Raw genomic sequence first — 22888 nt, forward strand, 5'->3', positions numbered from 1 at the left:
CTTGGGCAAAATTTGTGGCAGAGATTTCCGGAACTCGTTGGAACCATATATGAAACTACGTTTCGCAAAGCAATGGAGGATAATGCTATACAGAACTTCGAATCCCAGGGACTTGGTAAAACTGATAGTTGGTTTGATTTCAGTGTTTATCCATCTGAAAATGGAATTTCAATTTACTGGCGGGATATAACTCAACGTAAAAAATTTATAAAGAGAATTAAGGCAGGTGGGGAATGATTAAAAAGGATAAATGGATGTTTATGAAATGACGTTTACCGGGACTTTAGCCTTTCTAACCACTCTTTCAGTGGTACTTCCCAGCAGGAACCTTTCCAGTCCGTGTTTGCCTGATTTTCCCATAATTATCTGGTCTACATTTTCTTCTTCTGCTGTTTGAAGAATAACACCTTCTGGTTTGCCTTTTTTGATCATGGTTATCAGATTTATGTTTTTACAGTTACCAGAACATTGTTCGTCTTCAATCTTTTTTTCAAATTTTTTAACAGCCTGTTTACCTTCTTCGCGTAATTCTTCATCCAGTTTTTCACGTAAATCTTGCTGTGGCAATGAGTTTAAATAGTCCATGTCAATTACATTTAAAACAATTATATCTGATCCACTTAAGCTGGCTTCTGAAATAGCGTATTCTCCTGCACGTTCAGATGATTCTGAACCGTCTGTAGGTAATAATATTTTGTAAACCATTTATTAACCCTCCCTTTTGTTATTGGTTTTGTTTTTCATTTTTTTTTAAAAAAAATAAATTAGTAGAATTGAATTCTACTTTTCATTTTTTTATCCCAGCGCTGGTTTTGCAAGTGGGCTCATTATAATTATAATGGTTAACACAATTCCAATAACGACTAATGGAACTCCTGCCTTTAATATTTCCTTAATTTTCACATATCCTGTTCCATAGGCCATGGCCACAGTTGGGTCTGCCATGGGTAACATGAATGATAGTGAACAGGCGATTGCCACAGGCACGGCATATGTTCCTACGGAGTGTCCTTGTGCTGATGCTAGAGTAACTGATAATGGTATGAGTATTGCTGAAAGAGCAATATTGGACATTACCTGAGTAATGACAACTGCAATTATCATCAGGACAATGGTGATAAGGATCGTTGATGGATTACTTCCCATCATGGCCACGATATCGCTGATTAGCCATTTTGCCGCTCCGGTATTGAGTAATGCGGCTCCAAGGCTTAATGCTCCTCCGAAAAAGATTATTAATCCCCAGTCAACACCGTTCTGTGCATCTTTCCAATCAACAATTTTGAATATGAAAAAGAGCACGGCGCCGATTAAGGCAATAGAATAACTGTTAAGCCCGGTCCAGTTAGTTGTGACCCATAGTCCAATTGTAAATAAGAGAATAACCAGTGATTTTTTCTCTGTTTTTGTCATTGGTCCTAATGAATCCAATTTGCTGGATATGGTGTTGGTCCCACCTACTATTCCACTTACTTCTGGTTTGAATACTCTGCCGAGTAATTTCCAGATAATAAGCATCATAGCTATTGCAAGCGGAAATCCGAAAACCATCCAATTGGCAAAGGGAATATGGGTGTATGCTGCTGCCATCAAGTTGGGGGCAGTACCGATTTCAGTACCAAATCCTCCGGCCAGAGAACCGTAAGATGCACCAAGCACCATGGCCTTTGCAAAGTTACTTTTACCCTTTTCAGGGTCATTTATACCCATAAGTGGGATGATTTCTTTGATAATGGGAAGTAACATTGCAAATGCCACCACGTTTTCAATCCAGGCGGATAAAATTCCTGTAGAAAACACCGCCACAAAGATACTTCTATCTGGGCTGGTACCAAACTTGTTGAGCATGGCATAAGTCATGCGTGTTGCCAATCCGCTTTTACGGATGGCCTCAGCCATAATAAATCCACCGATCATTAAAAAGATGATAGGATTTGCAAAACCAATTACAGCATTGTTAAAACTCTCAACACCAATAATGGGCTGTATGAAAAGTATTATTAAAGAAGTAACTGCCAGGTGAACTGTTTCAGTTGCCCACATTATCACGGCGAATACGAGTAAAGCAATTGCTGCGTGGCCAGGATAGCTTAAACCTTTCATAGGAATTAACATTACAACTATAAAAGCGATTATAGCCAATGGCATTCCTAAAACTTTTAAATTTAAGTTCGTTTTTAAGCCTCCTGAATTTTACAGCTAACCTAAGAATTTAGTATAATATAAATATATTTCATAATGATTAATCATTTATATTTTATGATATGTGGTTGTTTTAGGATACATTGTATCAATATGGATAAAATACTTTAAAAAAGGATAGTCCATGATCTAAAACTAATGGGAGTAAGTTATAATATCAATAATCAGAAACTATTAATAAACAGGAGAAAAAACGAATTTTAATTTATTAAACACGATTTTATCGTTAGTAATGGCAGTAATTGGTCTTTACGAGATTTTTGGATGGGGTTCACATGCCTGGTCAAACTAAATTAGCACCATCTATTTGCCATGGTGTTCATAGTGGTGGTTAAAGCTATGAGGAATCAATCACCAAACTAAAAAAATAATGAAACATAATTAATTCTGTGCCATGTTGGAGGCGGGGTGCTGTTTAAAACCTGATCTAGCTGATCTACGTGGTTTTTTGGTGTTGATCAGATCCAAGCAGTCACTAAGGTCGTGAACATCAACATAGCACAGAAGATTCTCATATCTTGAACTTCACCTCCCTCTACTTGGTTGGCTATACATAACTCCATGATAAGATAAATGGTTTTTCCAAATTTACACCCAGATCACACCAAATTCTCGCCGGAAATCACCCCAAACTCAATTTAAAACCAAAAAAATCTTTTTATTTTTTTTAAAATTTTTAAATTAATAATAAATTGATTTATTCATTCCCACTTATTGGGCAGACACAGTGTAAAAACCATTAAAAATCCATATAAAAACTAATAAAATATTAATTAAAAAGTTTATTGGTCATTTAATCAAATAAAAAGACGGATATTGTTAATTTCTCTAAAAAAAATAAAAAATAAAAGGTTGTAAATTAACCTTTCCCTAATCTAGGTTGTGTTTTTACAGTTTTGACCATCACAGTTTTCATTCCCTGCGTTACCGTTATTCTGGCCGTACTGGTATTGGTGAGCCTGCTCACTGTTTGATGATCCGGATGCACTGTTATCCTGGCCGTACTGGTATTTGTACTGATTTCCGTCACAGGTTCCATCACAGGTTCCATCACAGGTTCCATCACAGGTCCTATTTTGGGTTCTATCACAGTCTCCATTACCGGTTCCATCGCAGGTTCCACAGTTGCCACTACCTGAAGCAGTGGTCTCCTGACCATATTGATGCTTGTTCTGAGCGGTAGTCTGGGTGCTATTTTGATCTGTGGTGGTGTTGTTAGATGTATCATTCAATGCAAAAGCAGGTACGATACTGGCTACCATCACTATTGCACAGATCAATGCTCCTTTTTTCAGATTGTTCACTCCATTTCACCTCCATTAGTGTGTGACTAAAATAAACTCATGATAGGATAAATGATTATTCCAAGTTAATGCCCAGATCAGACCCATTTTACTCCCGAAAATTGCCCAATATGGAATCTGAAATTTGAACAGTTCGGATTACTCATTAAAACAATAATGGGGCATGATTTTGGAAAGATCTGGGTGTAATCTTGGAATAATTACTTTTATATAGATGATCTATTTAGTAAATGTAATCCTACAAAAGGCTCTTAAAACAGGTTCATGGCATACTTTTGAACTTAAAACATTTTTAAAGTTTTAATAATATCATATTTGTCTAAAAACACATGAACCTTTTTTTAAACAGAATTAAAAGCAATAAAAAAAAGTTTTAAAATGGAATTGAAAATAAATATTCTAAAATTTATGGGGGAATCATTATGGTTTACGATATGATCTTACCTGCCCTCCCCTTTATCGGGGGCTATTTACTCACTTACAGTCTGTACAAAATGAAATTGATCAAAAAAGCATTACACATCAATATATGGAATTTAATAATTGGATTAGCATTTCTGATATCTGCAGGAGCAGGTTTCATCCTACTTCTAGTTATGGAATTAAATATTAAACTGCCAATAAGTCCCGAGTTACTTTACTGGCACGTTGAACTGGGTGTAACCTTGGCCCTGGTCACGGTGTTCCACTTCCACACCTACTGGAAATCTGCCAAAACTATGTTTGTAGCCGCAAAAAGAAGGAGGTCACAAGCATGATTGGGAAAATAAAATCTGTGATGTCAAAGGAAAAATTCGTTCCAGTTTTATCTGGTGAAAAAGTGACCTCTACTTTATCCCGAGAAAAGGTTATCTCTTCTCTATCCAAGGAGAATTTAAGTTTTGTATTAACCCAAATCCCTATGAAACAGAAATTATTCGCTGCAATTTCCACCATTCCATTCATAGCACTAGGATCCATGTCTGCCTCCTGTGCTACCACCTGTCCTTATGGGATGGTAAATGACCCTTACCCGGGGCAATGCCCTCGTTATGCGGATTTAAACGGGGATGGATTCTGTGATCTGTCCCAATCAACATCAGTTGCAGCTACAGACACAACTGCTGATACTACTACTGATCAGTCTACCTCAGACACCACTACATCTACGGATAGTGTCACCACTACTGATCAGGGGCATGGCAATGGTGCCAATGCTGATGTCGCACCAGATCAATCTACCGATGCAAACACAACCACACTACCGGATGATCCTGGTTCAGACTATGGAAGCCTTAACGGAGACGGAACCAATTACTATATGCTACCCATAACCCTTATATTAATAGGTGGATACTTATTTACATATTACCTGTTTAAAAAGGGCATATTAAAACGGAATAAACACAAAAGAATATGGAATCTTTTGGTCACCATAGGGTATCTCGGTACAGGAATTACTGGAGTTATTTTAACCTTCATGGTAAATCTTGGCATAAGAACTGCCTTAAACCAATCTTTGACATTTTGGCACGTGGAACTGGCGATTTTGATGGTTGTAGGAACTTTGATACATCTTCACATCTATTGGAAGCCGTTTAAAAATATGTTTAGGGTTCTTTTTGGGTTTAACTTTAATTTAAAAAAGGACCCAAGTAGGGCTAAGGGAACATCTAAGTGATTTTTTCTTACTCCTTTTTTACATCCGACAAAAGTGCTATAATATTATTAAGACTACTATTTTTTTTACATGTTTATTGATTCTGCACTATTAATCGATGTTGCACTATTAATCGATGTTGCACTATTAATTGATTTTACATTGATTTTTGATCTCTTATTTTGATAGAAGATTTCAAATCAAAATAAAGCCCCAAAAATACATGATTTTTAGTTGTCAGTAGAATATCTGGAGAAATCTACTGATAAAAATGTCTCATAACCTACCATATCTCCTCCTTAACAACACCAAATTATTTCTTCAGATTAGGTAACTTTTATAAGTAAGCAGTAATATTAATCTATACATCGAAATATTTGGATATATGGATATCTATATGGAGTATATTATGGTGTGATCATGGAAGAAAAGAAAATAAAGGATCATGTAAAGGAACGTTACAGGAAAATAGCAACCAAGGAAACATCCTATTGTCCCTGCTGTGGTGGAACAGAGGATATGTTAGAAAGTGCACTAGAACAGGCCAAAGCAATGGGATACTCCCAGAAAGAGATGGAGAGTATACCTCAAGATGCCATTTATGGGCTGGGATGCGGGAATCCCACGGCCCTGGCAGAAATTAGTGAAGGAGAAACAGTACTTGATTTAGGATCAGGAGGGGGAATAGATGTCTTCCTAGCATCAAAAAAGGTAGGTTCAAGTGGTAGGGTAATAGGAGTGGACATGACCCATGAAATGGTTAAAACTGCCATTCAAAATGCAGAAGAAGGTGGTTATCAAAATGTTCAGTTCAAACTGGGAGAAATTGAGGATTTACCCATTGAAGATGAAACCATTGATGTAATCATTAGTAACTGTGTCATAAACCTAACACCAAATAAAAATATTGCATACAGGGAAGCTTTCAGGGTTTTAAAGCCAGGTGGAAGAATCTTAGTTTCTGACCTTGTTACCCATGGTGAAATTCCTGAAGACATCCGGAGAAGTTTTCAAGCATGGTCAGACTGCATAGCTGGAGCAATGGAAAAACAAAAATACTTGAATACCATTACCCTGGCTGGATTTAAAGATGTGGAAATTATGGAGGCACATTACTTCACCGAACCCAACATGAACATCAGACTAGAAGGAAAAATTCTCAGCATCCAAGTTAAGGCCATTAAATAGACAATGGCCACTAATAAGGTGATATGAATGAAATGCCAAATTTCTGATGAAAAACTTCCTGGAGAGGACCAAATAAAAAAATTAGAAGAAATAATGAGTCATTTGCCTGATGATAACCAGTTTCAGGAAAAATCAGAAATATTCAAGGCAATAGCAGATCCAACACGACTTAAAATATTATATCTTCTAGAAGAAGGTGAGTTATGTGTTTGTGAAGTTATAATGGCCCTTGATAAACCACAATCGACAATTTCCCACCATTTAAATGTTCTAAAAAATGCAAAACTCATAAAATGGCGTAAAGAAGGGGTTTGGATACATTACAAACTTGCAGATCCAAAAATTGTTGGCATAATTGGCCAATTTGCTCAAATCATATAAAATATGCATCACATGATGGAATTTAATTAAGAATACCTAATCATTAAAGAAAGATCAGATTAAACAAATCAAATTTAACGGAGAATGAAAAATGAAGGACAAAAAATTAGCACTGGCACCATGCAGTGGGATGAGCCCTTACGGCCTCATCACCCGGGCGGCAAGTTCAGACACTGTTGAAGAATCAGATAAACTCATCTCCATATGCATGGGGGCTACATCAGCAGACAGAGAAGGATTCCGAGACCTCATAAAAAAATATCCCATACTGGCAGTTAATGGCTGTGAAGGATCCTGTGTGGATAAAATACTCAAACAGAAAGGAGTTAAAGTTGCAGAAAGTATAAATGCCCTTGAAATTTTGGATAAAGAAGATTTAAAGCCAACTGATGTTTCAAGACTGGACGCAGAAGGGGAAAAAAGTGTGGAAGTGTTAAAGAAAAAAATAAAAGAAATTGCTTCTGAATGCGATTGCTGATGAATTTTTAAGGGGTAATAATTCCAGTGTACGGATGATTCAATGGAACAATCAAATAGAAAGGAAAGAGTTTTATTCATCTGCATTCACAACTCTGTAAGGTCCCAGATGGCTGAGGGTCTACTTCACCACTATTATGGAAACCGATTTGAAGTTCACAGTGCAGGGAGTCATCCAAGGGGAGTTGACCCCCTGGCTGTAAAAGTTATGGCTGAAGTTGGAATTGACATTTCCAACCATTTGTCAAAAAGTTTGAAAGAATTTGAAGGCCAGGAATTTGATTACGTGATCACAGTATGTGACAGCCACTATATCTGTCCAGTATTTTTTAATGGTAAAAAATATATCAAACAATCATTCGATGATCCTTTAGCAATTAATGGAAGTTCAGAAGAAAGAATTAGAGCTTTCAGACGAATAAGGGATGAATTAAGTGATTGGATTTGTAATCAGTTTACTTCTCCAATCTGAAAGTTTTCATGCGAATTTATATTTTATGGAAATTAAAACTATCACATGGGGCACTGCATCTACCCTTCCAATGCAGTAGAATTGAATTAAAATCAGATAGTTCCTTACCTTTTTCCACATTCAACCTGTTTTCATAAAGTAGGATATAGAAATCTACTACAATGTGGTGAATTTATTCATAACAGCCCTGGCAGCCCGGGTCTTCACTAAAATAGAGACTTTCATGCCTTTTTTTAAGACTATGTCTGGTTTGGGAATGGTTATATCTCCATTTTCATAGACAGCCACAATGATGAAGTCTTCAGTGGGGCTGATATCTCCAATTCTTTTACCAACAACTTTCTCGTTTTCCAAGTTAAAATCAAGTAATTCAGCATCACCCTTACCCATTACTACCAAGTCTGCGATTTTCGGTCGGATAATTAGTTTTTCCAGATAACTGGCTGCTGTAATTTCAGGGCTTATAACCGAGTCAATACCCACTTTGCGGAATGCTTCAGCATGGCTGGGTTCACTTACCCTGGCAATGATTTTTGGGATGTTATACTCTTTCACCAGGATACAGGCAAGTAAGTTGGCTTCATCGTTTCCTGTGGCAGCCACGAAAACATCTGCACTGGATACATTGGCTTCGTCTAAGGTTTTGATATCAGTGCCGTTGCCACAGATCACCAGGGCATCCAGTTCAGCTGCAGCATTGGAACACAAAGTTTCATCATTTTCTATTAGGGTAACATCATGACCATCAGCAATTAGAAATGAGGCCAGGCTCAGGCCAACTCTTCCCCCACCCATTACTACTACATACAATTGAAACACCTCGTAAACCAGCAATAACAATATCAATACAATGTAAGTCCCTATGTTAAGTGATAAATTTTAATAAAACCTTGAAATCTTTTTTAATGAGGATTAAAGTTTCATCACATTATTGGTAAGGATCAGAATTTTACGGAGTTCCTGATCATTGCTTACCTGTTGATAACAGTTAACTTTGTAACATCTAAAACTTAACTCACATAAATTTTGACTTTCTGATATTTAAGTGTTGTAAATAAATTTGGTTTAAGTTTTATTATTTTTAGCCTCGTAAAGATAGAACATACGTGCATATAAATTTTCCTGAGAGATGAATAAGTACATTTTTCCAAAAAAGGTTTTTTGCAGTACGTTAGATTTCTATGTTAAAAATAGGTTTTTTTTAATTAGATACGGGAGATTAATCAGTAGTAGAGTAAATAGGGGGTTGTTTAATGGTGTAGGCCTAAATTGATTAATCCGCGATAAATCTAATTGAATTCAAATAATGTATGGGTTAACCTGGCGGATCAATCGGTCAATAAAATGTTAAGGGGTTTTGAATAAAAAGATAAGAAAATAATAGTATTACTCCATTAGGGATTTACATTGCTCCATGAGGATGGGAGTGGGAGTGCTGTTTTTTCAGGACTATGGTGCTGTCTGCTGAGTTTTTTAAAGCTATGCTGAAACCTGGTTCGGCGCCAATGACTATTGTTTCTTTGCCATTTTCTTTGGCGATGTTGACCAGGGGTAAAAAGTCAGTGTTACGGGTCATCAATGCAACAACATCAATATTGGGATTACGGATGGCTTCGAAGGCTTCAACTGCCATTTGAACGTCAATATCGCCTGCCACGATGATGGGGGACATTCCCTGATTTACTATGGCTTCAATAAGTTTATCTGAGGCGTACTGATTTAGGAAAACTTTCCCAACCTTTATGTTTCCATACTCTTTTAATATTTCCTTTATCACGTCTAGATCAAAGCCAAATTCCTTACGTAACATGTTAGGGCCATCGATCAAGATGGCTACGCTTTTAGCGTTGGGTTCTCCCATTTTAGGGATGTATTCTTTAAGCGAACTTAATTTTTCAAGATTGCGCATTTTTCCTCCTGGTTCTATTCAAGATAAACACGAGCCAGGTGTTTTTAACAATATTTTTAACGTTATTAACATTTATTCTTAATAGGGTTCTTAACATTACTCTTAAATGTTTGCATGTTCCTGTAGCCCATATAATCATTGGAATTCACTTAGATAGAAGGGTCATCAAGATTCTTTATTTTTGGTGATTCCTTTTGGAAGTAGGTAAGAACTATTCTATCTTTATTTAATCTAAATAATAAATAGCTATGCCCAAATTACACCCAGATATACCCATATCTTTACAACTTCAGATGTTTTATATGATAATGGTAAGTTATCTTTATTTTTTTAAACAACTAACGATAAAATTAGTAAATGAAAAAATAGAAGTTATAATTATTTTTTTCAGATTTTAATAACTGGAAACTGTACTTCTGTTAAAAGTTCGTTTTCAGGAACTTCCAGGGGACTGTTAAGGTATACTTCTGTTACAGGCCCTACAATATCGTAACCATTTTTAACAGCGTAATCCACCACTCCATGTATAACCGGGCCCACTTCGGTGTATGGTCCTTTGTGCATTGCTGCGAGGACGGTGTGTTCAGGTATTTCTTTAATTCCCACTTTACCTTCAGGGGTTGCGTCTCCAAGAAATGCAAAGCCGATTTCATATTGAAGATGTTCTTCTGCAGTGTCTTCAGGGCTGTTGAAGTAAGTTCCATAAACCCGTCCAGTCATCTGGAGGCCTTTGTTTGAAACCCACTCTCCTACTTCTTGCATTAGTTCGGGAATTTTATCATAACTTCCCATATAAGGAATATAAGCAACTTTAGCTTCTTCGATCCTTTTTTCTGTTACTTCCATGTTTACACCATGATTATAACTAGATACTCCAACTGTTAATTATTTTGTTATTAGGGAATGAATCTATGTTATCTGATTTTGATGTTGGAATACATTACATTGCTTTAATCGGCTAACAAGTCTCTTAACGACTTAAAGAATTGGAAAGTCCTTAAATTATTTTTTAACCACAGGGAATTGCACTTCAGTTAGAAGTTCACTCTCCGGTACCTCATCAGGACTGTTAAGATAACTTTCCAGGATGGGGCCTGCTATTTCGTAGCCTTCTTTTGCAGCGTATTGGATGAGATCCATATAAACTGATGCAGCATCACCATAGGGTCCTTTGAACACAGTCGACACAGCTTTATGTTGAGGTACAATCTTTATTTCTATATCCTCTTCAGCTTCCAATTCTCCAATAAAAGCGGCTCCAACTTCCCATTCAAGTTCGTCTTCAGACACTTCCATAGGACTATTATAATACGCCCCATAGACGGGCATCTGAATTTCCACATTCTTAACCATTAACCATCCCACTACTTTGCCTAAAGTTTCTGGAATCTGCTCGTAACTGCCTTTCATTGGGATGAAGGCTACCTGGTATTGGAGAATCTTTTTTATTTCGATTTTCATACTACCACTTCGAAAGTCATCTTTTTTCTATTTAATATTAGAGGGTGGGCTAATATTATATTATTCCTAGAGCATGTGCAAAGTAATAGGCAAATTTTACACCTATTCTAAACTTCATCTTTGTGGACTCAATAAGAGCTTCCAAACCAATGATTTTTATAACTTTAAAAAAGAAACATCAAATTATGTCTGATCAATCTAATTCCATTAATTTATGGATGACCACCAGCCGTATTGAAACCCTTGTGGATGGTATATTTGCCATCGCTATGACCTTACTGGTTTTAAGCATAGGGGTTCCCACAATAACTGGTAATTTAAATGAAACCGCTTTTCAACACGAGTTATTGGCATTATGGTCTAATATATTATGTTATGCTCTTTCATTTTGGATATTATCAGGTTTTTGGCGGAACAACCATCAGCAGTTTCAGTTTATCAAACGTTCCAACCCTACTTTAATTACTATAAATGTTGTGTGGTTACTGTTTATAGCTTTAATGCCATTTTCCACAGAGATAATCGCTGAGTATGGTGGTACTTATTTTACAGCAAATGTAATTTTCCAGTTGAACCTTTTCTTGGCGGGGTTCCTCTATATCATAAACTGGCAATACGCCACTCGAAACGGATTATTGGATGAAGATATTAGCGAAAGAACAATCAAAATGCTGAATATTTCCAGTGTGATTTTACCAACATTATCCTTGATAGCCCTGGTCCTGTCTTACTATGTTTTGGCTTGGAGCAGTTTGGTATATTTAATACATCCTTTTTTAAAGAAAATGCTGCAAAATAAATTTTTGGATAATTCAAGTTAAAATTTGATGAAAATCCTCATTTAAAAGAATTTTCATCGGACATTTTTAACAAGAGGGGTCTCACAATTTAGAACAGATGTATTCAACAAAGTTACTGGATTTAATTTTTTTAGAATCAATTAAAAATCCTGTTTTTTCAAGCAATCCTTCCATGATCCAGTCATAGGTGCTGAATTCATCCTTAATATGAATTTCAGTTTCATGAGCCATGGAATCCCCTGCAACATCCTGCATATCCTTTATCATCTTTTCAATAGATTTTTGGTGATCTTGGATATTGAAGGTAAAAATGATATCAAAAAGATAGAGTTTTTCACCTGGTTTTAAAATTTCTGCCATTTTTAAAAGGGCTACTGATTTCCAAAAGTCAGGTAGATGATGGAGTGCAACCATAGAAACGATTTTGTTCACTTTATCTTGCCAATTATGATTGTAAGTTAAAAAACCCGCAGAATAAGTTTCAATATTGTTGATATTTAGTTTTTTGGCCTTATTCTCGAGAACATCCAACATTTCTCTTGAAATGTCCACACATATCACTTTATCACAATATTTTGCCAGGTTTAAGGCAACACCACCAGTTCCACAACCAAAATCCATAACTGTATCTTCAGGTGTGATTTCCATGACTTGAACAATATGTTCGGATTCCTCCTTGAAATTTCTGAATTTTTGATGTTCAGCATCGTATTTTTGGGCTATTTTAGGATTTAAATAGTCTACTCCTGGAGTTTTTTCTTCATAATACCAGTTTGGATTGGTTTTCATGTTTAATTTTCCTTTTTTTGGGTGGCTATGTGTTGCTTTGATTAGTTATTAATAACAAATAGTATTATATAAGATCTCGCAATGACCTTGTATAAATTTTATCCTTAAGATTTCTATCCTAAAGCCTGGAAAGATTCTGTATGTACGATTATTTCGGAATACAAGCCCAAATTGGTATAACTAAACATATGGGTGGCCTGGAAGCCACCCAAAAACTTTTGAAATGGTGTGAAATTGATAATTCAGATCATGTTCTGGTTATCGGCTCAGGGAATGGAGTATCAGCAATTAAAATTCATGAAATGACTGGTTGCAATGTTTTGGGGATAGATTTATCTGAAGACATGGTTTTAATGGCTCAAAAAAAACTTAAGTCCTCTGAAACGGGAGTAAAATTCGTTGTGGGAAATGCAGAGAATCTAGAATTTTCTGATAATAGTTTTGATGTGGTTATATCTGAGTCTGTAACGGGGTTTACCGATAAAACAAAGTCTATTCCAGAGTATCATCGGGTACTTAAACGTGGAGGTTTTTTGGGTTTGAATGAAGTGACCTGGATTTCAAATCCATCTCGTGAAGTTGTGGAATATTGTCGGAGAGTAATGGGTCTTGTGGCTGAAACAAAAGGTGTATGGTTGTCTCTTCTCAGGGAAACTGGTTTTAAAGATATAAATAGTTTGGTAAATCGAATGAGTCAGTGGAAACAAATGAAGGGAGATTTCCAACTGCAGAGTATGGATTTTTTTAAGATTTGGGGTAGGTTCTTCAATTTGTACTTGCATGAAACAGAATACAGGAAATCAGCCAACCGTCTTGCTTGGGAAGCTCTTCATATTCCTAGAGGATTCAGCCGTTATTATGGATATGGGCTTTATGTGGGGAAAAAATGAATTTAAGTCGAGGATGGAATTAAAGCATCCTGATTTATTAATGATTATTTCTGTAGTAAAATACTGAAAACCGACTGATTATAGAAATCAGGCACATGATGACCAGTACAATTAATAAAATTTTTCTTATGAGTGATTCTGGGAATAAAAGTGAAATAAAAACCATTATCATAAGATATCCCCCTAAATATTTGCCAATGGGATCATAAACTGGTTTCTTAAGGCCAGATGTGCCAACAAAAAGCAAGAACATGGCGATGATCAACAATAGAATCAATGGATCATACCATCCTAGAATAATAAATGCCAAAAAACAAGCCAGGATGAGGATAAAATCCGCAGCTACATCCAAATATGCACCCATATCTGAAGTTACATTCAGTTTTCTAGCAACGTGACCATCAAAAGCATCGGTAATTAATGATAAAACAAGCAGAAATACTGAAGCTACGAATAAATCGTTCAAAAATGTGTAAAAAAAGATGGGGGCTGCTATAAACCGGACAGATGTTAGTGTATTCGGGATTTGAGATTGGTATGATATTTTTAACCCCCCTCTCCAAAAGTTTCAGAACACCTTTTACTCCTTGATTTATTCATTTTTTAACAGAACTACCAGACCACGTGCCCAGGATCTTATATCATCCCAATCCCGGTAATCATGACGTTTATTGGGATCTAATCCATTTTTTTCCATTTCTTTTTTCACAAAACGCATGCTGAAATTGTACATTAGCCCGTGTTTGGCTTCAGGGTCATAAACACTGCCAAAAAGCCCGGTGGCTACTGGTGGATTTATCAAGTTTTTTTGTGCCACTTCATCCAGATACTTTTTTTGTCCTTCGGGTCGGGTTTTTTCTTCATTTGCTGAGCCACATGAAACAAAAATGGCCACTTTCATATTGGCTAAAGATTCTTTATTTTTCTGAAGAAATTTAACCGATTTTTTAGTCCATTTCCCCATTTTTATCCCACTTCCCACCACTACCAAGTCATAAAGAGATACATCACAATCATTAACCCTTTTATCTTCTATTAAATCCACTTTGATTCCTTCTTCTCTTATAACATTAGCTATCTCTTCAGCTATTTCAGCAGCAGTGCCATATCTGGTTCCGTAAACAATTAACGTTTTCATAGTACCCATCCTCAGTTTTTTGCTTCATTATATAATTCACTGGATATCTTCTCCAGTTTACCCATTATTTCAAACAATTTTTTTATTTCATCATCTTCCAGTCCCCTGAATAAGGAGGTTATGGATTTAACATCCTGCGAAGTTCGCTTATCCCAGTATTTGAAACATTCTTCCGTGACTTTTAAACGTAAAATACGTTTATTCTCAGAATCTTTTTCAATCTTCAAAAATCCTCTGGTTTCCAAACGGGTAGCCAGTTGTTTCACGTTTTGGTGGGTGGTGCTCATGGCATCAGCCATTTCCTGCATGGATGGGGGGTTTTGGAAAGCGTTGGCCATGACAATCATCATTAACCATTGTTTGGTGGTTATCTGATCATCAGCAAGGTTTCGGCCAATAATATAACCCCATCTCTGCTGCACCAGGAATAAAACCACTAAGAGATATCTTTCCATATCCAGTCTTTCTGCATTAAATTCTGCCTTAATGGTGTGGGAATCTTTCATTATTCTACCCTAATCATTGTTCTGTTATCACCTTTATTGAATTTGATGTATTTATTTCCATCCATGGAGCCATTTATCCTGCTGTAGAAGGTTGCTGTAATTATTATTCCAAGCACAGTTACAACTATAAAGAACACAGCCTGCCCTACTTCAATATTCACACCACTTTGTGTCATGAAATAGATCATGGAAAGTATTGCAGTTCCCAGTAAAGATACTTTCATCAGGAGAATGGATGCCAGTGCATATCCCCACGTTTTACCTTTAAAAAGAAGTATTCCGGTAATCACTACCGCAGGAACAACAACCCCTAAATCTAAAGCTTGAATTACCAATGTAGTGTACGTTTCAAGTGTGGACGGTGGAACACCCGTTGATAATGAGTTAATAATCATTTTAAGCCACATACCTGCCAACATTGACCCGATAATTACCATGAATACTGCAGCAACTTTGTTGATTCGTCCGGGAGTGAAACTTTTCTTGACATTTTTAATATCGAGGGTTATTAGTTCTCCCAGCAACGAATACAGTGATATGGAAAATATGGCCACATAGGCTAGGAATAGTTGATTATATGACGTAAGGAAGGCCATTGATGCATAAGAATACAGGAAGTAAAATATGGTTCCCATCCAGATCAATCGTCCTCTCAGTGAATCTTTCCTGATTAAATATAATGTTCCCAGCAATAAGGGGATGCAAATTACCAGTGTAACCAGATCCTGGCCCATCATTTGGGCTGCACCAGAGATGGTGTCATGCTGGTAAAGTCCTTTCCAGAATAATCCTGCTAAAGTTGCAATTAATGCAAGAATAGCGATAGCAATTGAGTTTGTATATATTATTTTTTTTTCCATTTCTTTTCAACTCCCATATAAAATTTTAATAGGTAATATATTACATATTTAGGTAATATATTACCTAAAATGTAGGAACTACTATATAAAGTTTGTGTCTCCGCGTTTAGAAAAATCTTAAAATTGTTTAAATCAAAAGCCACATAACAATAATTATTGATTTTAACGGGATTTTGGGGGTAGACTGGAATGGAACATTCTCATTCAAACCATGAAATGGACCCTAAAATGAGAAAGAAACCGGATGGACATGGACATCACCACATGATCGCCGACTTTAAAAGACGTTTCTGGATATGTGTAGTTTTAACCATTCCCATTGTCTTTTTAACACCACACATTCAAAATATTCTTGGCTTTGGGGAGTTACTAAGTTTTTATGGAGATTCCTATCTTTTGTTCTTTTTATCATCAGTGGTCTATTTTTATGGTGGTTATCCATTCTTCAAGGGCATGTACAAGGAGTTAAAATCACGAATGCCTGGGATGATGACTCTGGTGGCGGTGGCCATAACCACCGCCTATATCTATAGCAGTGCAGTGATTTTCGGTCTTAAAGGCGAAATTTTCTTCCTGGAACTGGTCACCCTGATTGATATAATGCTTTTGGGCCACTGGTTGGAGATGCGATCAGTTATGGGGGCTTCCAATGCCCTGCAAGAACTGGTAAAACTATTACCATCATCGGCCCATAAGATAATGCCTGGTGGTGAAACCATGGAGATCCCGCTGGCTGAATTGGAAGTGGGAAATCAGGTGCGGGTAAAACCAGGAGAGAAAATCCCGGCTGATGGCCAGATAATCATGGGTGAAACTAATGTTGATGAGTCCCTCCTCACTGGTGAATCAGAACCACTATATAAAAAGGCTGAAGATGAAGTAATAGGAGGATCCATAAATTTAGATGGTTCTATACAGGTGGAAATCCAGAAAACAGGAAAAAAATCCTTTTTATCCCAGGTAATAACCATGGTGGAGGAAGCCCAGGCTGGTAAATCCAAAACACAAAACCTGGCAGATCGTTTCGCCATGTATTTGACCATAATATCTCTCACAGCAGGTTTCATAACTCTGGTGGTCTGGATGATAATAACTGGACAGGATCTGGCATTTTCCCTGGAAAGAGCCGTGACAGTCATGGTAACCACATGTCCCCATGCACTGGGCCTGGCCATACCACTGGTAGTGGCAGTTTCCACTGCACTGTCAGCCAGCAACGGTTTGTTGGTAAGGAACAGAACCTCTTTTGAAAAAGCACGTAACATAAACGCTATTATATTTGATAAAACAGGCACACTGACTAAAGGAGAGTTCGGAGTTACTGATGTTATTTCTCTGGATGATAAATTGGATTCTGTGGAGATTTTGAAATATGCGGCATCCCTGGAGGCTTATTCAGAACATCCCATTGCCAGGGGTGTGGCTGCAGAATCAAATGATCATTTCCCAGTGGAAAATTTCAAATCAATCCCAGGAAAAGGTGTCGAGGGAGTAGTTCTGGGGAAAAAGGTGAAAATGGTAAGTTCAGGATACTTAAAGGAATTAGGTTTTGATGTTGATGATGAACGGGTTGATAAGTTATTATCACAGGGGAAAAGCACGATTTTTGTTATTTTGGATGGGCAAGTGAAGGGGTACCTGGCTCTGGCAGACATCATCCGTCCTGAGTCCAAGGAAACTGTAGCAAGGTTTAAGGAAATGGGTATCAAGTGCCTCATGATTACTGGAGATAAAAGGGAAGTGGCAGAATGGGTATCCCAAGAAGTAGGTCTGGATCAGTATTTCGCCGAGGTCTTACCACCAGATAAGGCACAAAAAGTAAAAGAGATCCAAGAAGAGGGTTGGGTGGTGGCCATGACTGGTGACGGTATCAACGATGCTCCAGCCCTGGCCCAGGCTGATGTAGGAATAGCCATAGGGGCCGGGACTGATGTGGCCATAGAAACCGCAGATATTATCCTGGTCCGGAGCAACCCCTTAGATGCCCTTTACATAATTCGGCTGGCACGCTCCACCTACCGGAAAATGGTGGAAAACCTGGCATGGGGAGCAGGATATAACATATTCGCCATACCCCTTGCTGCAGGAGTTTTATCAGCCTATGGAATCATCCTAACCCCTGCCATGGGAGCAGTGTTAATGTCTGCCAGTACCATAATTGTGGCAGTTAATTCCAAGTTTTTGAGGATGGAAAAATAGAACTAAGTGACAATGAGGTGAGGAGAAGAGTTGGAGTTTAAAAGAAATGATTAAACTTTTTTCATAACATAAAAAATAGAACTAAGTGATTCTACATCTTCCTTAAATGCATTTATTTCATCTATTTCTTTTTGTACGGTCTGCTGAACTTCTGAATTATTTTTATACTTTTCATCTAACTTTTTAAGATGCTTTTCATAGGGAAGGTAAAAATCCAATTTCCAAGTCTGGTGGGTGATTAAAAAAGAGTTAAGCAATTTATATCCGCATTTTTCAATGATTTCTAACTTTTTGGCATGGTCATGGTATTGATCATGAACCACTAAAAATCCCTGATCCTTAAGCAGGGGTTTCCATTCTTTCAAACCCCTCTTGAATCCTATTATAAAGATGGATCCCTCACTCCAGATCATATCAAAACTTTCATCAGGGAAAGGTAAATCAAATAATGAGCAATTAATTGTTTCGATCTGTTTTTCAAGACCCATCTTTTCTATTTTCTCTTTGAGAATATCCAATGAATCCTGATCTATATCAATACCAATAACTTCTCCCCCACTCATTCTGGCAAGTTCAAGGGTGGGAAGTCCTGTACCACAACCAATATCAAGTATTTTAGGGGTGTTGATGGGAGGGAGTTGATAAAATGCCTTCTTCGTGTATTCAATTAAGGGCTGGCGAAAGGCATCTTTATTTATTATTTTTAATGTTTCCACGCTCATAAGAGGATTCCTGTTTTCCAGTTAACCACATGATTCCCATGTTTTATATGTCCTTTTTGATCACTAAGGTTTTTGCTATAATATCGCCAATCCTCTGTTTTTTTACAGATCCAAAGCTGAAGATTAAACCCACTAATCCTGGCACCAGATAGGGGATCAGATCTATAATCAGTAGAAGGTTTCGGGTTATGCTTTGCCAGTAACTAATTTGTTTTTGGTTGGATTCATTCACTATTTTGATTCCCATTATCATTTTACCGATGGTTTGTCCGTTTTTTTCAAGAAGGATGAAATAAGCAAAAAATATCACCAAATCGAGAATTAACCAGATTGCCGATAGCAAACTTTCGTTAACTAACTCCCCATTTACCATAACTTCAAAAACAATCAGTGCCACTAAAGTTATAAAGAAAATCACCACTAACAAAACCAGATCAATTATAAATGCTAATGATTTGTATAGTAAGGAGGCGTATTCCAATTCTATTTTTTCCCCACATTCCCTACAGTAAACTGCCCGGGTTGGATTGTAAGTTTTGCAGTTAGTACATTGAATTTCATGGGATCTATTATTGATATTACTTATTTCGGTATTTGTTTGAAATGCTGCCTTTAGTTTGTCTTTTTTATTCCAGAATACCATGACAAGGAGTATGGGTGGCAGGATAAAATAGGGAACACCCACTGCTGCCTGGGATCCTGCGGTCATTATGGATGGTAAATTACCCAGTAACTCGGGACTACTAATTATTGTGGTAATAAATAGATTATTAACAATATGGGCTCCTATGGCAGTTTCAAGGCTGTTTTCCCCTAACGTTATGATACCTAAGGTTATTCCAAAGATAAACATGTTGATAACCATGCCAACACCGCTGATGACGTCATTACCATTCCAAAAATGTCCAATTGCAAAAATTACAGAAGTGATCAACAGGGGAATGGCTGGTTTTCTTGTTAGAAGTCCTATTCCCTGCATGAGATATCCTCTGAAAAATATTTCCTCAAATGAGGCCTGAATAGGGTAGATGATCAGACTTAAAATTAAAAGGATGAAGAATGCAGGATTAAAGGACCATTCAACAGAAGTCGGGTTGATTATCACATCTATCAGGAAGGCACATCCTATTATGATAAACCAAAATCCCGCTCCCTTTAGTATTCTCTTCCAATCAATATGGGGGGAGGTGGTGATGAGATGGATAAGTTTTTGGTGGTGGATGGTGCGTGTGCAGGCATAGAAGATGAAAAAGGATAGTGCATAGTAGATGCCAAACAATGCCAGGAAAGTCAACGAGCCAATGCTGTTTACCATATTTTCGGGATCCATCTCCTGTTTTATAGGATGGAAAATAATGAAAACCGGGATTAAAATAATCAGTAACAGTATAAATGGCCCAATCCATGTTGTAATGATGGTTAAGATGTATCTCCACCAGTTGTTATTACCATACTGTGCGTTATCTAGGAAAGTTTTCCCTGACATGTTATCAATTGAATAAAAATCATGACAAGTGAAAGTAGGTCATGTTTTTTCACTTAATTTTTTAGTGCGTCTTTTATGGAGGATATATGTAAGATTCATTACACATATTAATATATTTATTATTTTTATGATCATTTCATGTTCATGGAAAATAGAATAAAAACTTCAAATGAGTTTTTATAATGAAGCGCCGGGACTGGGATTTGAACCCAGGGTGAGCATCGCTCATAGGATTTCGAATCCTACGCCTTACCTGACTAGACTATCCCGGCATAGAATATATTCAAAAGTGTGCATGGCTATCATAAATAACTATTCATGCCAAATTTTTCAAGATATTCATGAGTGTACAGGTTAAGTTTTCGGATCCCCATGGGATCCAATCAAAGCTTATATATGTTCATCTGAACATATATTCATATGAAAGTTCCTAATATTGTTTTTTCAGCAAATGTTTAGTAGCAAATATCTAGTATTAGAGGAAAATAAAATGACGAAAAATCATGAACACTGTACAGAAGACTTGGATTCATCAGCCACATGCAGCTGTTGCGGTGGAGATATATTTCAGGAAAAACCACCCCTTTGGAAACACAAACCCCTGCTAATCATATGCACGTCTGCAGTAATATTTGCCGTTGCTTTGGTCCTTGAAAAATTCCTTAACCAGGGCATACTGGCAGAAGTAGCATTCCTGGCTGTGGTGGCAGTGGCTGGTTATGAAATCATCATGGGGGCTTTTAAAGGACTTTTGAAATTCCGTTTCAATATGAACCTCCTCATTACCATTGCAGCAGTAGGTGCATTTCTCATAGGTCATGGTGAAGAAGGAGCAGCTGTTATCCTCCTATTTTATGTGGCTGAATTTTTGGAGGACTATGCCAGTGAACGGGCACGTAACTCCATAGCTGCTCTCCTTAAACTGGCACCTGAAACAGCCCATGTGATTCGCAAGGGACAGGAATTGGAAGTTCATGCACACAGTGTGCAACTGGATGAAACGGTAGTGATCCGGCCGGGTGATAAGATACCCCTGGATGGTGTGGTGATTAAGGGTTCATCCGCAGTAGATCAATCCCCTATAACTGGTGAAAGTATGCCAGTAACCAAAAAAAGTGATGACGAGGTTTTTGCAGGAACCCTCAACGCTGAAGGATATTTGGAAGTAAGGGTAACCCGGAAATCCGATGAAACCATCATATCCAGAATCATAGAACTGGTACGTGAGTCTAAAAATAAAAAATCAAAAACAGAATCATTCATCGATGGTTTCGCAACATATTACACTCCTTCCGTGATTTCACTGGCCATTGTAGTGGCGATAATCCCTCCCTTCCTATGGGGGGCTTCGTTTGATGACTGGTTCTACCGGGCTCTGGTTCTTCTGGTGGTATCCTGTCCATGTGCCCTGGCCATATCCACTCCAGTTTCCATGGTATCAGGAATAACATCCGCCACCAGAAACGGAGTACTGATAAAAGGAGGAGAATACCTGGAAGAAATGAAAAATGTGAAAACGGTAGTCTTTGATAAGACTGGAACCCTAACTGAAGGCTGTCTGGAAGTCACAGATATATTTACTTTTAACGGCACTTCCATGGATGACGTGTTAAGAATATCTACCTCCTTGGAGTCCCATTCCAAACACCCCCTGGCAAAAGCCATACTCAAAAAATCCAAAGAAGTTGGAGTGCAACTGGAAGAAGTCCATAACTTCAAATCCATAACTGGAACTGGTTTAAAGGGTGAAATTAATGGAAAAACGTTTTATGTGGGTAATAAAACTTTATTTAGGGACACAAACCGTTTTAAGGATGAAGATATCCCTCTGGGGAGGATAAAGAAATTAGAGGAAGAAGGTAAAACCGCAGTCTTATTGGGAAACCAACAGGAAATTATGGGGTTAATCGTTCTTATGGATAGTATTAGGGATGATGCCAATAAAACCATTCGATTCCTCAAAAGAAATGGAATTAAGACGGTTATGCTCACTGGTGATAACCAGGGCACTGCACGTGGAGTAGCCTCTCAGTTGGGATTGGATGAATATTACCATGGACTCCTACCTGAGGACAAGGTGGAAAAGATTGATGAACTTGTCCAAAACCATGGACACGTGGCCATGGTGGGTGATGGAGTTAATGATGCTCCTGCACTGGCAAGAGCCAACATAGGAATTGTTATGGGGGCAGCTGGTTCAGATGTTGCCATTGAAACTGCAGATGTGGCTTTGATGAACGATGATCTTGTCAAAATAGAATACCTTGTGAAACTAAGTAGAAAAACCATGGGCGTTGTCAGGGAAAACGTAATTTTATCCATACTGATAAAAACATCTTTCGCAATTCTGGCAGTTTTAGGATTTATCACCCTGTGGATGGCAGTGGGTATTGGGGATATGGGTCTCAGCTTGACAGTTATCCTGAACGCCCTTAGAATAGGGAGTCAAAAATTCCAATGAGATT

General features: G+C 37.5%; 25 protein-coding genes and 1 tRNA gene. 11 read left to right on the forward strand and 15 right to left on the reverse strand.

Annotated features, from left to right (window positions below; genetic code table 11):
* Positions 1 to 12: 12 nt before the first annotated feature.
* The gene (locus J2743_RS12105) at positions 13 to 237 is read left to right on the forward strand and encodes a PAS domain-containing protein (protein ID WP_245248281.1); all 225 of its coding nucleotides are present in this window, start codon (positions 13 to 15) and stop codon (positions 235 to 237) included.
* A gap of 21 nt (positions 238 to 258) precedes the next feature.
* Here the strand turns inward: J2743_RS12105 and J2743_RS10795 are convergent, their stop codons facing one another.
* The 3 genes from J2743_RS10795 to J2743_RS10805 form a co-directional block, all read right to left on the reverse strand.
* Positions 259 to 705: a universal stress protein gene (locus tag J2743_RS10795; protein WP_209627082.1), complete on the reverse strand. Its 447-nt coding sequence runs from the start codon at positions 703 to 705 to the stop codon at positions 259 to 261.
* 90 nt (positions 706 to 795) lie between these two features.
* Positions 796 to 2148 carry a DASS family sodium-coupled anion symporter gene (locus tag J2743_RS10800; RefSeq protein WP_209627084.1) on the reverse strand — a complete coding sequence of 451 codons (1353 nt, stop codon included), beginning with the start codon at positions 2146 to 2148 and terminating at the stop codon, positions 796 to 798.
* 929 nt (positions 2149 to 3077) lie between these two features.
* Entirely contained in the window at positions 3078 to 3506 is a 429-nt protein-coding gene (locus J2743_RS10805) for a hypothetical protein (protein ID WP_337971860.1), read from the reverse strand.
* 422 nt (positions 3507 to 3928) lie between these two features.
* On the opposite strand from J2743_RS10805, the gene J2743_RS10810 reads away from it, so the two are divergent.
* The 6 genes from J2743_RS10810 to J2743_RS10835 all read left to right on the forward strand — a co-directional run bounded on the left by J2743_RS10810 (position 3929) and on the right by J2743_RS10835 (position 7663).
* Positions 3929 to 4264 carry a hypothetical protein gene (locus J2743_RS10810; RefSeq protein ID WP_209627087.1) on the forward strand — a complete coding sequence of 112 codons (336 nt, stop codon included), beginning with the start codon at positions 3929 to 3931 and terminating at the stop codon, positions 4262 to 4264.
* Entirely contained in the window at positions 4261 to 5166 is a 906-nt protein-coding gene (locus J2743_RS10815; RefSeq protein ID WP_245248283.1) for a DUF4405 domain-containing protein, read from the forward strand. The genes J2743_RS10810 and J2743_RS10815 overlap by 4 nt, the downstream gene beginning before the upstream one ends.
* Before the next feature lie 399 nt (positions 5167 to 5565).
* Positions 5566 to 6333, forward strand: coding sequence for an arsenite methyltransferase (gene arsM, locus J2743_RS10820; RefSeq protein WP_209627089.1), 768 nt, complete (start codon positions 5566 to 5568; stop codon positions 6331 to 6333).
* A gap of 27 nt (positions 6334 to 6360) precedes the next feature.
* Positions 6361 to 6714, forward strand: a complete 354-nt coding sequence (locus J2743_RS10825; protein WP_209627091.1) for an ArsR/SmtB family transcription factor — start codon at positions 6361 to 6363, stop codon at positions 6712 to 6714.
* 91 nt (positions 6715 to 6805) lie between these two features.
* Positions 6806 to 7192, forward strand: coding sequence for a putative zinc-binding protein (locus J2743_RS10830; RefSeq protein ID WP_209627093.1), 387 nt, complete (start codon positions 6806 to 6808; stop codon positions 7190 to 7192).
* 42 nt (positions 7193 to 7234) lie between these two features.
* Positions 7235 to 7663 carry an arsenate reductase ArsC gene (locus J2743_RS10835; protein ID WP_209627095.1) on the forward strand — a complete coding sequence of 143 codons (429 nt, stop codon included), beginning with the start codon at positions 7235 to 7237 and terminating at the stop codon, positions 7661 to 7663.
* A 156-nt stretch (positions 7664 to 7819) separates the two neighbouring features.
* Here the strand turns inward: J2743_RS10835 and J2743_RS10840 are convergent, their stop codons facing one another.
* The 4 genes from J2743_RS10840 to J2743_RS10855 all read right to left on the reverse strand — a co-directional run bounded on the left by J2743_RS10840 (position 7820) and on the right by J2743_RS10855 (position 11033).
* Complete coding sequence (locus J2743_RS10840; RefSeq protein ID WP_209627097.1) at positions 7820 to 8473, reverse strand: potassium channel family protein; 654 nt, start codon at positions 8471 to 8473, stop codon at positions 7820 to 7822.
* 592 nt (positions 8474 to 9065) lie between these two features.
* Positions 9066 to 9572 (reverse strand): TIGR00288 family NYN domain-containing protein, encoded by a 507-nt coding sequence (locus J2743_RS10845; RefSeq protein WP_209627099.1) that lies wholly within the window; start codon positions 9570 to 9572, stop codon positions 9066 to 9068.
* 387 nt (positions 9573 to 9959) lie between these two features.
* A complete protein-coding gene (locus tag J2743_RS10850) occupies positions 9960 to 10418 on the reverse strand; it encodes an AraC family transcriptional regulator (protein ID WP_209627101.1) in 459 nt (152 codons plus the stop codon).
* A gap of 156 nt (positions 10419 to 10574) precedes the next feature.
* Positions 10575 to 11033, reverse strand: a complete 459-nt coding sequence (locus J2743_RS10855) for an AraC family transcriptional regulator (protein ID WP_209627103.1) — start codon at positions 11031 to 11033, stop codon at positions 10575 to 10577.
* Between the two features lie 185 nt (positions 11034 to 11218).
* Here J2743_RS10855 and J2743_RS10860 point away from each other — a divergent pair, with 185 nt between their 5' ends.
* Positions 11219 to 11854 carry a TMEM175 family protein gene (locus tag J2743_RS10860; RefSeq protein ID WP_209627105.1) on the forward strand — a complete coding sequence of 212 codons (636 nt, stop codon included), beginning with the start codon at positions 11219 to 11221 and terminating at the stop codon, positions 11852 to 11854.
* A 60-nt stretch (positions 11855 to 11914) separates the two neighbouring features.
* Here the strand turns inward: J2743_RS10860 and J2743_RS10865 are convergent, their stop codons facing one another.
* Positions 11915 to 12622 (reverse strand): class I SAM-dependent methyltransferase, encoded by a 708-nt coding sequence (locus tag J2743_RS10865; protein WP_209627108.1) that lies wholly within the window; start codon positions 12620 to 12622, stop codon positions 11915 to 11917.
* Between the two features lie 140 nt (positions 12623 to 12762).
* Between J2743_RS10865 and J2743_RS10870 the strand changes: the two genes are divergently transcribed.
* A complete protein-coding gene (locus tag J2743_RS10870; RefSeq protein ID WP_209627110.1) occupies positions 12763 to 13512 on the forward strand; it encodes a class I SAM-dependent methyltransferase in 750 nt (249 codons plus the stop codon).
* A 37-nt stretch (positions 13513 to 13549) separates the two neighbouring features.
* Here J2743_RS10870 and J2743_RS10875 read toward each other — a convergent pair whose 3' ends face one another.
* From J2743_RS10875 to J2743_RS10890, 4 genes are read right to left on the reverse strand one after another with little or no spacing between them, the layout of a single operon-like run.
* Positions 13550 to 14056, reverse strand: a complete 507-nt coding sequence (locus J2743_RS10875) for a CDP-alcohol phosphatidyltransferase family protein (RefSeq protein WP_209627187.1) — start codon at positions 14054 to 14056, stop codon at positions 13550 to 13552.
* Positions 14057 to 14104: 48 nt separating this feature from the next.
* Positions 14105 to 14650 (reverse strand): flavodoxin domain-containing protein, encoded by a 546-nt coding sequence (locus J2743_RS10880; protein WP_209627112.1) that lies wholly within the window; start codon positions 14648 to 14650, stop codon positions 14105 to 14107.
* Positions 14651 to 14661: 11 nt separating this feature from the next.
* Entirely contained in the window at positions 14662 to 15156 is a 495-nt protein-coding gene (locus J2743_RS10885; protein WP_209627114.1) for a helix-turn-helix domain-containing protein, read from the reverse strand.
* The gene (locus J2743_RS10890; protein WP_209627116.1) at positions 15156 to 16016 is read right to left on the reverse strand and encodes a hypothetical protein; all 861 of its coding nucleotides are present in this window, start codon (positions 16014 to 16016) and stop codon (positions 15156 to 15158) included. The genes J2743_RS10885 and J2743_RS10890 overlap by 1 nt, the downstream gene beginning before the upstream one ends.
* Positions 16017 to 16205: 189 nt before the next feature.
* Between J2743_RS10890 and J2743_RS10895 the strand changes: the two genes are divergently transcribed.
* Positions 16206 to 18215, forward strand: a complete 2010-nt coding sequence (locus tag J2743_RS10895) for a copper-translocating P-type ATPase (RefSeq protein ID WP_209627118.1) — start codon at positions 16206 to 16208, stop codon at positions 18213 to 18215.
* Positions 18216 to 18265: 50 nt separating this feature from the next.
* Here the strand turns inward: J2743_RS10895 and J2743_RS10900 are convergent, their stop codons facing one another.
* From J2743_RS10900 to J2743_RS10910, 3 genes are all read right to left on the reverse strand, one after another.
* Complete coding sequence (locus J2743_RS10900; RefSeq protein WP_209627121.1) at positions 18266 to 18937, reverse strand: class I SAM-dependent methyltransferase; 672 nt, start codon at positions 18935 to 18937, stop codon at positions 18266 to 18268.
* A 43-nt stretch (positions 18938 to 18980) separates the two neighbouring features.
* Positions 18981 to 20423 (reverse strand): RDD family protein, encoded by a 1443-nt coding sequence (locus tag J2743_RS10905; RefSeq protein ID WP_209627123.1) that lies wholly within the window; start codon positions 20421 to 20423, stop codon positions 18981 to 18983.
* A 188-nt stretch (positions 20424 to 20611) separates the two neighbouring features.
* Positions 20612 to 20695, reverse strand: a tRNA-Ser gene (locus J2743_RS10910).
* Positions 20696 to 20913: 218 nt separating this feature from the next.
* On the opposite strand from J2743_RS10910, the gene J2743_RS10915 reads away from it, so the two are divergent.
* Entirely contained in the window at positions 20914 to 22884 is a 1971-nt protein-coding gene (locus J2743_RS10915) for a heavy metal translocating P-type ATPase (protein WP_209627125.1), read from the forward strand.
* Positions 22885 to 22888 lie beyond the last annotated feature (4 nt).

The organism is Methanobacterium petrolearium, assembly GCF_017873625.1.
Taxonomy (GTDB): Archaea; Methanobacteriota; Methanobacteria; order Methanobacteriales; family Methanobacteriaceae; genus Methanobacterium; species Methanobacterium petrolearium.